Source organism: Ochrobactrum sp. PL_is483, assembly GCF_055816855.1.
This window is the reverse complement of record NZ_JBVPGS010000018.1, coordinates 34,148-46,970: the sequence shown is the minus strand read 5'-3', so window position 1 is coordinate 46,970 and position 12,823 is coordinate 34,148. Positions and strand designations below refer to the sequence as shown.

Here is a 12,823-nt window from a genome sequence, read left to right as displayed (position 1 = left end):
AAAAGATTAGAGCGCCGATCTGATCCAGTCAGATCGGCGCTCTCATTACTGGGCGAAACGCTTTGTCGCCTCGATCAGTTCGTGGGTAATGCCGGGTTCCGTGACGGCGTGCCCCGCATCCTCAACGATTCTGAGATCGGCTTCGGGCCACATCTTCTTCAACTGCCAGGCATTGATAAACGGCGTGCAGACATCGTAGCGGCCATGCACGATTACGCCGGGAATATGCCGGATGCGATCCACATTGCGCAGAAGCTGATCGTCGGAATCGAGGAAGCCACGGTTCTGGAAATAGTGGCATTCGATACGCGCAAAAGCGATGGCGTACTGGTCTTCACCGAAAGCATCGACGCGAGCCGGATCGGGCAGAAGTGAAATGACCGAGCCTTCCCAGCGTGCCCAGCGCCGCGCCGCTTCAAGCTGCACCTGCGGGTTACGATCGGTGAGGCGCTTGTAATAGGCGGCGATCATATCGCCCCGCTCGGCTTCCGGTATATGCTCCTGATAGGCCTCGAAATGATCCGGAAAGAGAATGCTTGCGCCGTTGGAATACATCCAGTCGACTTCGAAACGGCGCACCATGAAGATGCCGCGCAGGACAAGCTCTGCGACGCGATCCGGATGGGATTGCGCATAGGCTAGACCGAGGGTAGATCCCCACGAGCCGCCGAACACCTGCCACTTGTCGATGCCGAGATGCGCACGAATATGCTCCATATCCGCGACAAGATCCCAGGTCGTGTTTTCGCGCAGTTCCGCGTGCGGGGTCGAACGGCCGCATCCGCGCTGGTCGAACAGGATGATGCGATAGCGCTCGGGGTCGTGCAGGCGGCGCATGGTGGGCGTGATGCCACCGCCGGGGCCACCATGGATCATGATGACCGGCTTGCCGTCCGGGTTGCCGCATTGCTCGACATGGATTCGATGCAGCGGAGAAACCTGAAGCATCTCTTCCTTGAACGGTTGAATTTCGGGATAAAGCGTATTGCGCGTCATGAAATGCCTTTTGGTTCCCTTCCATTTAGCTGGCGGGGGCCGCTTCTGTGTTATTTTCGATGTTTAGCCTAACATACAATGCGGCCAGATGGCGGCAATGAGGATTATGAAAAGGGGTTAGCAACGTGAATTTTGGTTGCCCGAGCCAAAAAACGGCATAAAACGGAATGGTCGACTGAATAGTCAGCACCGCGAGGGGAGGAGACCAGAAACAATGGCGCGCGAGGCTCATGCATTTCATCATCGCTGACGATCACCCGCTGTTCCGGGGAGCACTGAGGCAGGTCCTTTCAGGACAGTCGCAAAGTGTTGAAATCATCGAAGTCGGCGATTTCGACGCCGTCAAGAAGCTGGTTGGCGAGCGAGAGGATATCGATCTTCTGTTGTTGGATCTGACGATGCCGGGCGGAACGGGGCTTTCTGGTCTGGTGACGTTGAAGGCCTTGCAGCCGGCACTGCCCGTCATAATCGTTTCGGCAACCGACGACGCGGCGACGATCCGCCATGCAGTGGAACTCGGCGCTTCCGGCTTCATTTCGAAATCCGCCAGCATGGAAAGCATTGGCGAAGCCGTGCGCAACGTTCTGGCCGGTGATATCTGGACGCCAGCCGATATTGAACTGGACCATCCGCACGACCCCGAAATTGAAGCGCTCATTGCGCGGCTGCGCACATTGACGCCACAGCAGACGCGTGTGCTGACCATGCTTGCCGAAGGCCTGCTGAACAAGCAGATTGCCTATGAGCTTGGCGTGTCGGAGGCGACCGTCAAGGCGCATGTTTCGGCGGTGCTGCAGAAACTGGGAGTCGATAGCCGCACCCAAGCGGTCATTCTTCTGTCACGCATCGGCAATGATGCGCTGAGTACGGATTAGAGCGGTCCAGCGATTCCGTTGAAACTGGGACCGCTCTGGATATTGCCCTTGCTACTGAGCGGCATTCTGCGCGGACTGGTTGTCCTGCCGCGCATGATGAAAATGCGATAACAGGGAGCGGAGGGCCGCAGGCCGAAGCGGCTTGTGCAAAACCGTGACGTTTTCATCTTCGGCGCGCTGGCGTACTTCCTTGGAACGATCGGCTGTCAGCAGGATGGACGGTATCTCCGTCTGAAACGTTTCGCGGGCAAAACCGATCATATCGAGACCGTTTTCGTTCAGCAGGTGATAATCGGCGACAATCACGTCGGGCGGAACGGAATGGTCCGCGCAATAGCTTTTCAACGCAGCTCCGCTGTGCAGCGTCGTGACCCGGCATCCCCAGCCACGAAGCAGCGTCTCCATTCCCGACAATATGCTCGCGTCATTGTCGATGCAGAGAACATCGAGCCCTGTCAGTTCCAGCGCCCGTTGCAGGCCCCGGCGGCTCTTCACTTCGTCAGCGGGTACTTTTTCCTGCGAGACAGGAATGCGAAGGGTGAACATCGTGCCCTTGCCGGGCGTTGACGCCAGAGCGAGCGGCAGCGACAAAAGCCTTGCGATGCGGTCGACGATGGAAAGGCCAAGACCAAGCCCTTCGGCTTCCCGCATTCCCTCATCCAGCCGGGTGAACTCGCGGAAGACGAGTTTCAGCTTTTGCGGAGGAATGCCTATGCCGGTATCGAGCACCTGCAATTCCACAAAGGCCCCACGGCGGCGGACGCCGAGCAAAATGCCGCCCTTGCGGCTATACTTGATCGAATTGGAGACGAGGTTCTGGATCAGGCGCCGCAGCATGTTGCGGTCCGTTTTGACGACGATGCTCGATGGTACAACGCGCAGTTTCAGCCCCTTGGCGGCGGCAAGCGGCGTGAAGTCGGTTGCAATCTGGCTCATCAGCTTGTCGAGGCGAAACACCGAGAGTTCGGGTTTGAGCGATCCGGTGTCCAGCCGTGAAATATCCAGCACCATGCCGAGAATTGCTTCCACGGCTTCCAGCGAGGAATCGATATTGCGGGCGAATTCGCTGGTTTCGGAACGCCCCAGTCTTTCGGCAAGTGCGGTGCTGTACAGTCTGGCCGCGTTGAGCGGTTGCAGAATGTCGTGACCGGCAGCCGCAAGAAACCGCGTCTTCCCCTGATTGGCTTCTTCCGCTGCGGCTTGCGCCTTGGCGAGCTGCTGGTTGACACGGGTCAGTTCCGCCGTGCGATCCGCCACGCGCTGCTCCAGCATCTCAGCCGCCTTCTGGCGCGTGACATCCGCTTCAACTGCTGCCGTGATGTCGGTATAGGTCGCGACGATGCCGCCATCCGGCATGGGATTGGACTGGATTTCCAGCACCTTGCCGGTCGATTTCATGGTGATGCGCCATGGCTGGCGCGCAGCCGCAAGCGAGCGTATGGCGCTGTGCTGGCCGTTGAATGATATATCGCCGCGACGGTGCAGCTGTTCCACGATTTCTGAAACGGGTATTCCAACCTGCATCACCTCGTCGGGGAGATCGAAAAGCTTGCGGAATTGCCGGTTCCAGCAGGTGAGCCGCAAGTCCTTGTCGAAAACGGTGATGCCCTGTTCCATCTGGTCGAGCGCGGTTTGCAGCAGGTCGCGGTTGTGTTGCAAAGCCGTCGAAGCATCGTCCAGGAGCTGTCGCGCATCGCGTCCGGACGCATCGCCCTTTTGCAACAGAAGTGACAGAACAAGCCGTGCAGATGCAGAGCCGACTGCCGTGCCAAGCAATTGCTCCGCATGGCGGATCAAAGGCGTATCGACGGTCATGCCGGGGTCAAGTCGCCGCTGTTCCCTTCCCTCAAAGCGGAGGAAAGCGCGTTCCACGCGTTCGGCGCCTAGATAGCGCGCCATGGTGGCTTTCAGCTCGGCGACAGTGACAGTCGTGCGAAAACGTTTCAGCGTCGGTGTGCCGATGACATAACGCGGCAGGAAGATGCTGGCCTGAATGCGTTCCAGCGGCGTTGAGGCGCGCGAGAGCGAACCGAGAACGTAGAACAGCGTATTGGCCGCAAGGCTCCATACCACGCCGTTGGTCAGGGGAAGAGCATTGGTCCCGAAAAGCGCTTCCGGGCGCAATGCGGTAAAGCCAAGAAAACCCTCGCGCAAAATGGCGGCATTTTCCGGCGCCATGGTTGGCAGCAGCAACGTGTAGGCCCAGACCAGAAACCCGGCCGAGAGACCCAGCATGGCGCCGCGCCCATTGGCATTGCGCCAGAACAGCCCTCCGATGAAGGCTGGCACGAATTGGGCAATCGCAGCAAAGGAAACAAAGCCGATCGAAGCCAGATGGATGTTGTTGGAGGTGAAGCGATAATAGGCAAATGCCAGCGCCAGAATGCCAATAATGGTGAGACGGCGCGTGTTCAGAATGATTTTGGTCAGGTCGCGCTGTTCAGCGGCGTGCTGCTTGGCCAGCCGCCGTATGAAAAGCGGCAGCACCAGATGGTTGGAAATCATGATCGAAAGCGCCACGCAGGCGACGATGACCATCGCCGTTGCAGCCGACAACCCGCCGAGAAAAGCCACCAGTGCGAGCCAGTGCGCACCAGCTGCCAGCGGCAGGGCCAGAACATACAGGTCTCCGCTGACATTGCCTCCGAGTGTCATCACGCCAATCAGCGCAATGGGAAACACGAAAATATTGATGAGGATCAGATAAAGCGGAAACAGCCAGGAGGCGGTTCGCAGTTCCTTTTCGCTGCGGCTTTCCACGACTGTCACGTGGAACTGTCGCGGCAGCATGATGATGGCCGCGGCGCTGAGCGCACTTTGCACGATCCATGTGCCGATAGACGTCTGATAGTGAAACGCTTCCAGCGCCTCAGGCGACTGGGATATCTGGTTGATGAGCTGCGACGGAGCGCCGAACAGGAAGAAAGTGCAGGCAAAGCCAACGGTCAGGAAGGCGCAAAGCTTGATGACGGATTCCAGGGCCACCGCCAGAATAAGGCCGTTCTGGTGCTCGGTGGCGTCTGTGTGGCGCGTGCCGAAAAGGATCGCAAAGACGGCGAGCACGGCGGCAACGGGCAGGGAGATATCACCGAACAGGAACACGGACGGGTCGATGGCCGACCCGTAATGCTCCATGACGAGGCCGACGCTTCCTGAGACGGCCTTGAGCTGTAGCGCGATATAGGGGATCGAGCCGACGGCTGCGATGCAGGTTGCAAGGGACGCGACGCCAAAGCTTTTGCCGTAGCGGGCGGCGAGAAAATCGGCAATCGACGTGATGTGTTCGGATTTCGCCAACCGCACGATATGCCGCAACAATCGGTTGCCGAGCGTGAAGACGAGGATGGGCCCGATATAGATTCCGAGGAACTCAAGGCCGCGCTGCGCGGATAAGCCGACAGAGCCGAAAAACGTCCAGGAGGTGCAGTAAACGGCCAGGCTGAGCGCGTAGATATAGGGACGTGGCGCGCTGTTCCAGCGCGACGTGCGCCGGTCGCCGATGCTGGCTACCGCGAAGAGCAGCAGCAGATACAAAAAGGCGGCGCCAATGATACCCCAGCCCTGCATAGCCGGCTTGTTCCCTCACTCCTCGATGAGGAATGACGCAAGCACTTTCAGTGCGCTCGCGCAAGATTATTGATCAAAAACAGTGCGTTTTCGCCGCTTTATCTTTTCTTTGGTAATTTTCGTCTACACACTGACGGTGTGATCCTGAAAGTGCAGGGCCCTTTTCAGGACTGGTTTGAAATGACAAGGCGCTTTTCGGTTGCGCTCTTGGAAAACGGCTTTGCCATCCACTGCCAGTTTATCTGGTGCCCAGGTTGATTTGGCGAGCGCTGCCGCAGCAGGACGGCCCAAGCGGTCCGCGTTCGTGAGGGAGACAGGAATGTTAAAGGAATTCAAGGAATTCGCCCTGAAGGGCAATATGGTCGATCTGGCCATCGGTGTTATCATCGGCGGGGCGTTCGGCGGCCTCGTCAATTCCATCGTCAATGACATCATCATGCCGATCATCGGTCTTATCACCGGCGGTATCGACTTTTCGAACATGTTCATACAGCTGGCGGGTGAACCCAAGACCACCCTGGCTGCCGCCCGTGACGCCGGTGCGACCATCGCCTATGGCAACTTCATTACGCTTCTCATCAACTTCCTGATCATCGCATGGGTATTGTTCCTGGTGGTGAAGGGAATGAACCGCATGAAGAAGAAGGAAGAAGCAAAGCCGGAACCGGAAGCACCGCGCGAAGAGGTCCTGCTGACCGAAATCCGCGATCTTCTGGCAAAGCAGAAAGCCTGATCTATCAAAAACGGCTGAATGAGAGCGGGGCCCTTGTGGCTCCGTTTTCTTTTGATCCATAAAAGCGTTTGATCGGACCATCACAAAAAGCCGCGTGATTTCGCTGACGGGCCTTGATAAGCACGAAATCAAAATCAAAGTCCAACGCGGGGAAACATGACGCTCATTGCCAATCTTCGTAGGGAAGCAGCCCAGTCGCCGGAAAGCGGAATTGTGACGGTCGCCAATCACGGGCGCGGACGCGAAGGGCTTATTCCGCTTTGGGTGGGCGAGGGCGATCTATCGACACCCGATTTCATTCGCGCAGCGGCCCAAAAAGGCATCGCTGACGGGGAGACTTTCTATACCTGGCAGGCAGGCATACCCGAATTGCGGGAAGCACTGGCTCGCTATCACGCCCGCCATTTTCCGCTGCCTCTGAAACCGGAGAACTTCTATGTCACCGGTTCCGGCATGCATGCCATCGAAATGGCGCTGACCGCAACCGTGGGAGCGGGCGAAGAGGCGATTTACCTTTCGCCGGCCTGGCCCAATTTCGTCGGCGCGGCTGGTCTCGCTGGCGCCATTCCGGTTCCGGTCGAGCTGGAATTCGGCGCCAATGGCTGGATGCTTGATCCAGAGAAGATTGCTGCCGCCATTACGCCGCGCACGAAGGCGCTCTTCATCAACACGCCATCCAATCCCACTGGCTGGACGGCGGATCGGGAAACATTGCAATTCGTTCTCGATCTGGCCCGCAAGCATGGTCTGTGGATCATCGCCGACGAGATTTATACCCATTTCTATTATGGCGGTGGCCGTGCTCCGTCCTTCATGGACATCATGGAGCCGGATGATCGCATCATCTTCGTCAATTCCTTCTCCAAGAATTGGGCTATGACCGGCTGGCGTATAGGCTGGATGACGGTGCACCCGTCTTTGGGGCCGGTTGTTGAAAACCTGATCCAATATTCGAATTCGGGCGTCGCGCAATTCATGCAGCGTGGTGCCGTTGCCGCGCTTGATGAAGGGGATGACTTTATTTCGATGCAGGTCGAACGCGCGCGTTCAACGCGTGACCGCCTGTGTGCTTCGCTATTGTCGACAGGAAAAGTTCGCCTGACGCCGCCACAGGGCGCATTTTATCTTTTCTTCGGCGTGGATGGGGTCGGGGATTCCGTCAAGGCAGCCATCGATATAGTGGACAATGCCGAGGTGGGGCTGGCGCCCGGCGGCGCATTCGGCCTTGGCGGGGAGGGCTTCTTCCGCCTTTGTTTCTGCCGCGATCCACATCAGGTGGATGAAGCCGCATCGCGGTTGGTGCGCTGGATCGAAAAGCTGTGAGCTTATCGCTTGCCGGTTGAATTGGCGCGGGGGCCACGGTTTGCCGCGGCCTTCATCAGACGCTGGAAGGTCGGGCACTCCATATGACTTTCGGCGGGACAGGTGGCCGCATGACGCAGCCCGTCTCGCAGTGCTATCAGATGCGCAATTGTACGGTCAAGATCATCCGCCTTCGACGACAGGGTTTCACGGCTGATCGAGACGTGGCCATCTGGCCCGAACATGCCCGCAATATCATCAAGCGAAAAACCAGCCGCTTGTCCGAGAGCGATCAGGGACAGCTTGGTCACAACGCCGGGATCAAAAACACGACGCAAGCCCCGCCGGCTATGCGACGCAATCAAGCCCCTTTCTTCATAGTAGCGCAGGGTCGATGCGGGAACGCCCGTCACTTTCGCGACTTCTGCAATGTCCAGATCTTTCATGTTGACCTCAAGTTGGCTTTAACTTGTAGAATCTGCCTTTTCAACGATCCGCGCAAGTGGAAAGGAAAGGTAAATGTTTGTTTTTCAGGTCGTTTTCATTGGTGTGGGAGCGACACTCATCACGGATGTCTGGGCGGTGGTCAGAGGGCGGTTGTTCGGCGTTGCGAATTTGGATTATGGGCTGGTGGGTCGCTGGTTCGGCCATATGCTGCAGGGACGCTTCGTGCACGAACGCATCGTCGCCAGCGCACCATTTCAGGGAGAGAAACTTCTCGGCTGGAGCCTTCATTATGCGATCGGTGTGCTGTTTGCAGCTATTCTGGCTGCCGTCAGCGGGGGGGAATGGGTGCAGTCGCCGCAGTTCCTGCCAGCGCTTGCCTTCGGATTGCTGACCGTCGCCGCTCCGTTTTTTATCATGCAGCCGGGGATGGGCGCAGGAATCGCCGCGCGGAAGACACCCCGGCCATGGGTTGCCAGGGGTTGGAGTGTCGTGATGCATCTATGGTTCGGAGCTGGGCTTTATCTTGCGGCTCTGGCAGCCAAGCTCATCTTCTGAGGCAGCAAAAAGGCCGGTTCACCCGGCCTTTTATTCGAATAATCCTGTTTGTCAGCCACCAGCTTTGGAGACCATCAGCGGAATAATCCGCTCAGAACTGGCAGGCTGTGAGACCGCAGGCTCGGCAAAAGGAATACCGAGTGTATTCCACACCTCCTGCAAGGCATCCTTGAGACCGTCGATCAAAGCGTCGTCATGCAGAGGCGACGGTGTGATGCGCAGCCTTTCGGTGCCGCGTGGAACGGTCGGATAATTGATCGGCTGGATATAGATGCCGTGCACTTCAAGCAAACGGTCGCTGGCCTTTTTGCAAAGTTCGGGGTCGCCAACCAGAATTGGTACGATATGGGTTTCCGATGGCATGACGGGTAAACCCGCCGCGGAAAGCACATCCTTGGCACGCTGGGCCTGGCGCTGCTGGCCGTCACGCTCCGTCTGCGACGTTTTCAGATGCCGGATCGCAGCGGTTGCGGCAGCAGCGACTGCCGGAGGCAGAGAGGTGGTGAAGATGAAGCCCGGCGCATAGGAGCGCACCGCATCGACAATTGCACGTGAGCCGGTAATGTAACCGCCGAGAGCGCCAAAGGCCTTTGCAAGCGTGCCTTCGATAATATCGATGCGATGTGCGAGGCCATCGCGCTCGGTAATGCCACCGCCGCGTGCGCCATACATGCCAACCGCATGAACTTCATCGATATAGGTCATGGCATTATATTTGTCGGCCAGATCGGCAATCTTCTCGATTGGCGCGATATCGCCGTCCATCGAATAGACGGATTCAAACACGATCAGCTTCGCGCGTGCAGGATCGGCTGCCTTCAGAAGCTGTTCCAGATGCTCGACGTCATTGTGACGGAAAATCTTCTTTTCCGCTCCCGAACGACGCACGCCTTCAATCATCGAAGCATGGTTCAGTTCGTCGGAAAGAATAAGACAGTTCGGTAGCAGCCGGGCAATCGTGGAAATCGAGGCTTCATTGGAAACAAAGCCCGATGTGAAGACGAGACCGGCTTCCTTGCCGTGCAAATCGGCTAGTTCGTTTTCCAGTTCGACCAGCGGATGATTATTGCCGGAAATATTGCGCGTGCCGCCCGAACCTGAACCCGCATTGCCAGCGGTGTCGCACATAGCCTTGATGACGTTGGCGTGGTGTCCCATGCCCAGATAGTCATTGGAACACCAGACGGTGATTTCACGGGCAGTGCCATTGTTGCGCCAGATAGCTCGGGGGAAACGTCCGACAATGCGTTCAAGATCTGCAAAAACGCGGTAACGCTTCTCGGCGTGCAACTGGTCGATCGCTTCTTCGAAAAAACGGCGATAGTCCATAATGCGCTCCTTAATCTGTGCCCTAACTAGCGCTTTTGGCACTTGCCGTCCATGGCGCATCGGGGGGCAATTTGCCACGTTTGCGTGAAGCAGCATTGATCGAAATCAAGCCTATAGGCTCAACACTGGTAATAATGACAGTCAATTTTCATCACGAACCATAAGCGTGGGGGCATGGCTGACTTGCGTGACATTGGGCATGCACCACACCAACGCGCCCCCGGCTCAGCGCATAAAGGTCTTCAACAGGAATTGCGGTAATATGTCATTACGCCTGATGGTGAGGCGCGGAATGCCGAACGGATCGTCAGTTGATCGTGCGCGGCGCTTTTCTGTCGTCGTCGCGTTTTTATAACCTGCCGCTTCGACGATCTTGCGTGTCGCCGCGTTTTCTCCACCATAAGGATAAGCGAAAGACGTGACTTCGCTACCGAGCAGGTCTTCGATCTTTGTTCGCGACTGCTGAATCTGCTCAATGGCATCCTTTTCGCTCGCGTCTGGAAGGAAAATATGGTCGAGCGTATGGGAACCCACCTCGTGACCAAGATCCGCCCATTCGCGCATTTGGGCAACGCTCATGCAGTTAGCGGGCGCAACGCCGATCCCCTGGTCCCATAGATTGAAGCCGCCAATCTGGTTGGCGACGAAATAGTTCGTTGCCGTGAAGCCAAATTCCTGGAGAACAGGCAGGGCATTGCGAAAAACATTCTCGAAGCCATCGTCAAAAGTGATGACGGCGACTTTTCCCTGCTTTCCGCCGTAGATGTAAGGAATTGCGTCCCGCACTGACAAGCCACGATAGCCCAACCTTTTCAGCCAGGCCATCTGCTGGCGAAAACGATCGGGATGGACCGTCATGCTGCGGAAGGGGGCGCGATGCTTCGGCGGGACATCGATCTGGTGATAAAGAAAAATCGGAACAGACACAGGAACCTCAAATAGCTGCACGCGAGCGCGATTTTATCTTCCAGCGATAGAGCGGACGCAGGATTTCGCGCTTCAGCTTATCCGGCAGGGAACGCGATTTCTGGATCGTGCTTCCGCCCAGTTGCACCGATATTTCTTTCACGCCGCCCGGCAGGACGGACAACGGTTTCAGCCCGGTGACCCAGTTCATTTGCGCAGTGGTGTCGACGGGCCGGTCGAAAATTTCGGTTGCGGACAGCAATCGCTGCGCTGCATCGCGCCCGACAAGCTGGGCGACCATGCCAAGGCCGACCGGCATCGGTTCGATGATCCTTGAACTTTCCGTTGTCAGAACTGTGCGTCCGCTCTCCCGCTCGCGAAAGGGGAAGCGGATAAAACTGTCGGACTGAAGAATTTTGCAAGCTGCCGAATAGGCTGCGGCAAATTCCGACGTCAGTTCCACATCGTCTTCAAGTACGAGACCAGCATCCAATCCTTGGTCAACAATTGCCTGCCAGGCCTTTCGATGCGAAAGAAAGCAGGCGATTTCGTTCGTGCTGAGTTGAAATGGATAGCGGGGCGTGTGCACCGACCGCCGATAGACGCGGGTAATCGTCTGCGCATCGAGCGTGCGCCCGTCGACGGCGTTTATCACTTCGGTCTCGACAGGCAGCTTTCGCACCAGCTCTTCAACTTGCGGCTGCCGGTCGCTGGCGCGCTCCAGATGAATGATGAAAGCTTTGACGGCTCCAGGCGGGCCATCAGGCGGGGTGATGTCGGGACGCGTTTCGCTCATGGTCCTTATCTATCTTGAAGCGCCTGAAAAAGCTCCAGGAAATTTTCGGGAGACAGGCTTCCAGCCCAGCTCGACAATATCGGCGTGGTCGACATCCTGCCAATCCTTGGTCTGTCGCCGGCACCAGCCTTCCGGCGAGCTAAAAGCCGTTGGCAAGGCACCGGTTTCGCGCCCCATGTTTCGGGCGCGGTTATTGGATAAGGCTGATGCGACCGGACTTGATTTTCTGTTCAACCCAGCTGCGCTCATCTCCCCAGGCGTGGCGTTTCCATCCTTCCCAGGTGAACCCGCAGATTTTCACGTCCCAGCTTTCCTCCGGGCACTCTCCGAGCATGTACCAGATGCCGAAAAAGCCAGTACTTGGAAAGATTTTGCTTAAATTCTCTTCAGCTATGCCCAACTCTCTGCATCCGGCCAAATAGAATTGCGGTGGCATGATCCGAATTTCCTTGCCGGCCGAACCAATGATTTCGATGGTTTGCATCGTCCAGTCGCTACGCCGTCCCTTGAGGCGGGAAAGAAAGTTTGGCACCGGGTGATATTTGCGAATGATGCTGGGATGATAGGCAAGCATCACTTCCTTGGCTGCCTTGAAAGTCGGCGTCTGGAGGAAGCTCGGATCGCTGAGGCGCCGTTGCATGGGCTTGCTGGTGGTTGCCAGCATCAGCAGATCGGTACGGGTGCCGCTCATCCCGATCGGCTCATTGAAACGGACAACAAAATCCGCCGCATCCACTTCGGCAGAAAGGTCGCGCGCCAAAGGCGCGTTGCCGACGATGATCAATGTCTTTTTCATGCATTCTAACTCGAATTAGGAGCATGCCTCCCGAAAGTGAGAACGCTTCGGGATAAAGACATGCGTAAAATAGATAAAGCAGCTCCAACGGTTCCGTTTTAACCGGAACCGCTCTGGAACGAACCGGTGCCGGTTGTGAAACGGCAGCTATATCCAAACCAGCATTACACAATGATTACGATATTGGGAGGCTATTTCTTAAGGGAAAAGGAAATCCGGTGGAAATGCTGGGATTTCGCTACGGTCACGGCAGCCATGCAGGAAACGCACTTCTCAAAAGACCGGGAAAGGCGGAAGCTCATTATCGGGAGGAAGATAAAAAAGGGGATACCGCAATGACTCTTCGTGCCCATTTCCATCGCTGGATGCAATATCGCGAAAACGTGCGTGAACTCAATGGCTGCACCGACCGCGAGCTTTCCGATCTCGGACTTTCACGCGGCGACATTCATCGCGTTGCCCGCGAAGCTGCTTTTGCTTGAGCTGGCAAATGGGGCCGTTTCCCCTTTCGGGAGCCGGCC

12 protein-coding genes are annotated in these 12,823 nt (G+C 57.1%); 5 read left to right on the top strand and 7 right to left on the bottom strand.

From position 1 onward, the window contains the following. Positions 1-45 precede the first annotated feature (45 nt). Positions 46-996, bottom strand: a complete 951-nt coding sequence (pip, locus tag AC0TNJ_RS00975) for a prolyl aminopeptidase (protein WP_473769940.1) — start codon at positions 994-996, stop codon at positions 46-48. Between the two features lie 230 nt (positions 997-1,226). Between pip and AC0TNJ_RS00970 the strand changes: the two genes are divergently transcribed. After that, positions 1,227-1,871, top strand: a complete 645-nt coding sequence (locus AC0TNJ_RS00970; RefSeq protein WP_473769939.1) for a response regulator — start codon at positions 1,227-1,229, stop codon at positions 1,869-1,871. A gap of 51 nt (positions 1,872-1,922) precedes the next feature. Here AC0TNJ_RS00970 and AC0TNJ_RS00965 read toward each other — a convergent pair whose 3' ends face one another. Next, positions 1,923-5,438, bottom strand: a complete 3,516-nt coding sequence (locus AC0TNJ_RS00965) for a PAS domain-containing hybrid sensor histidine kinase/response regulator (RefSeq protein ID WP_473769938.1) — start codon at positions 5,436-5,438, stop codon at positions 1,923-1,925. A 319-nt stretch (positions 5,439-5,757) separates the two neighbouring features. Between AC0TNJ_RS00965 and mscL the strand changes: the two genes are divergently transcribed. Both mscL and AC0TNJ_RS00955 read left to right on the top strand, forming a co-directional pair. After that, positions 5,758-6,171: a large conductance mechanosensitive channel protein MscL gene (gene mscL / locus AC0TNJ_RS00960; RefSeq protein WP_113475843.1), complete on the top strand. Its 414-nt coding sequence runs from the start codon at positions 5,758-5,760 to the stop codon at positions 6,169-6,171. A gap of 156 nt (positions 6,172-6,327) precedes the next feature. After that, positions 6,328-7,494, top strand: coding sequence for a pyridoxal phosphate-dependent aminotransferase (locus tag AC0TNJ_RS00955; protein WP_473769937.1), 1,167 nt, complete (start codon positions 6,328-6,330; stop codon positions 7,492-7,494). Positions 7,495-7,496: 2 nt separating this feature from the next. Here AC0TNJ_RS00955 and AC0TNJ_RS00950 read toward each other — a convergent pair whose 3' ends face one another. Beyond that, the gene (locus AC0TNJ_RS00950) at positions 7,497-7,919 is read right to left on the bottom strand and encodes a helix-turn-helix domain-containing protein (protein WP_473769936.1); all 423 of its coding nucleotides are present in this window, start codon (positions 7,917-7,919) and stop codon (positions 7,497-7,499) included. A 73-nt stretch (positions 7,920-7,992) separates the two neighbouring features. Here AC0TNJ_RS00950 and AC0TNJ_RS00945 point away from each other — a divergent pair, with 73 nt between their 5' ends. Beyond that, complete coding sequence (locus tag AC0TNJ_RS00945) at positions 7,993-8,475, top strand: DUF2938 domain-containing protein (protein ID WP_473769935.1); 483 nt, start codon at positions 7,993-7,995, stop codon at positions 8,473-8,475. Between the two features lie 51 nt (positions 8,476-8,526). Here AC0TNJ_RS00945 and hemA read toward each other — a convergent pair whose 3' ends face one another. From hemA to AC0TNJ_RS00925, 4 genes are all read right to left on the bottom strand, one after another. Further along, entirely contained in the window at positions 8,527-9,804 is a 1,278-nt protein-coding gene (hemA, locus tag AC0TNJ_RS00940) for a 5-aminolevulinate synthase (protein ID WP_473769934.1), read from the bottom strand. Positions 9,805-10,029: 225 nt separating this feature from the next. Next, positions 10,030-10,731, bottom strand: coding sequence for a polysaccharide deacetylase family protein (locus AC0TNJ_RS00935; protein ID WP_473769933.1), 702 nt, complete (start codon positions 10,729-10,731; stop codon positions 10,030-10,032). A gap of 7 nt (positions 10,732-10,738) precedes the next feature. Continuing rightward, complete coding sequence (locus tag AC0TNJ_RS00930) at positions 10,739-11,506, bottom strand: glycosyltransferase family 25 protein (RefSeq protein ID WP_122000636.1); 768 nt, start codon at positions 11,504-11,506, stop codon at positions 10,739-10,741. Between the two features lie 190 nt (positions 11,507-11,696). Beyond that, positions 11,697-12,302 carry a glycosyltransferase family 29 protein gene (locus tag AC0TNJ_RS00925; RefSeq protein ID WP_473769932.1) on the bottom strand — a complete coding sequence of 202 codons (606 nt, stop codon included), beginning with the start codon at positions 12,300-12,302 and terminating at the stop codon, positions 11,697-11,699. Positions 12,303-12,637: 335 nt separating this feature from the next. Between AC0TNJ_RS00925 and AC0TNJ_RS00920 the strand changes: the two genes are divergently transcribed. After that, a complete protein-coding gene (locus AC0TNJ_RS00920; protein ID WP_122000730.1) occupies positions 12,638-12,784 on the top strand; it encodes a YjiS-like domain-containing protein in 147 nt (48 codons plus the stop codon). The last annotated feature ends 39 nt before the right edge of the window (positions 12,785-12,823 follow it).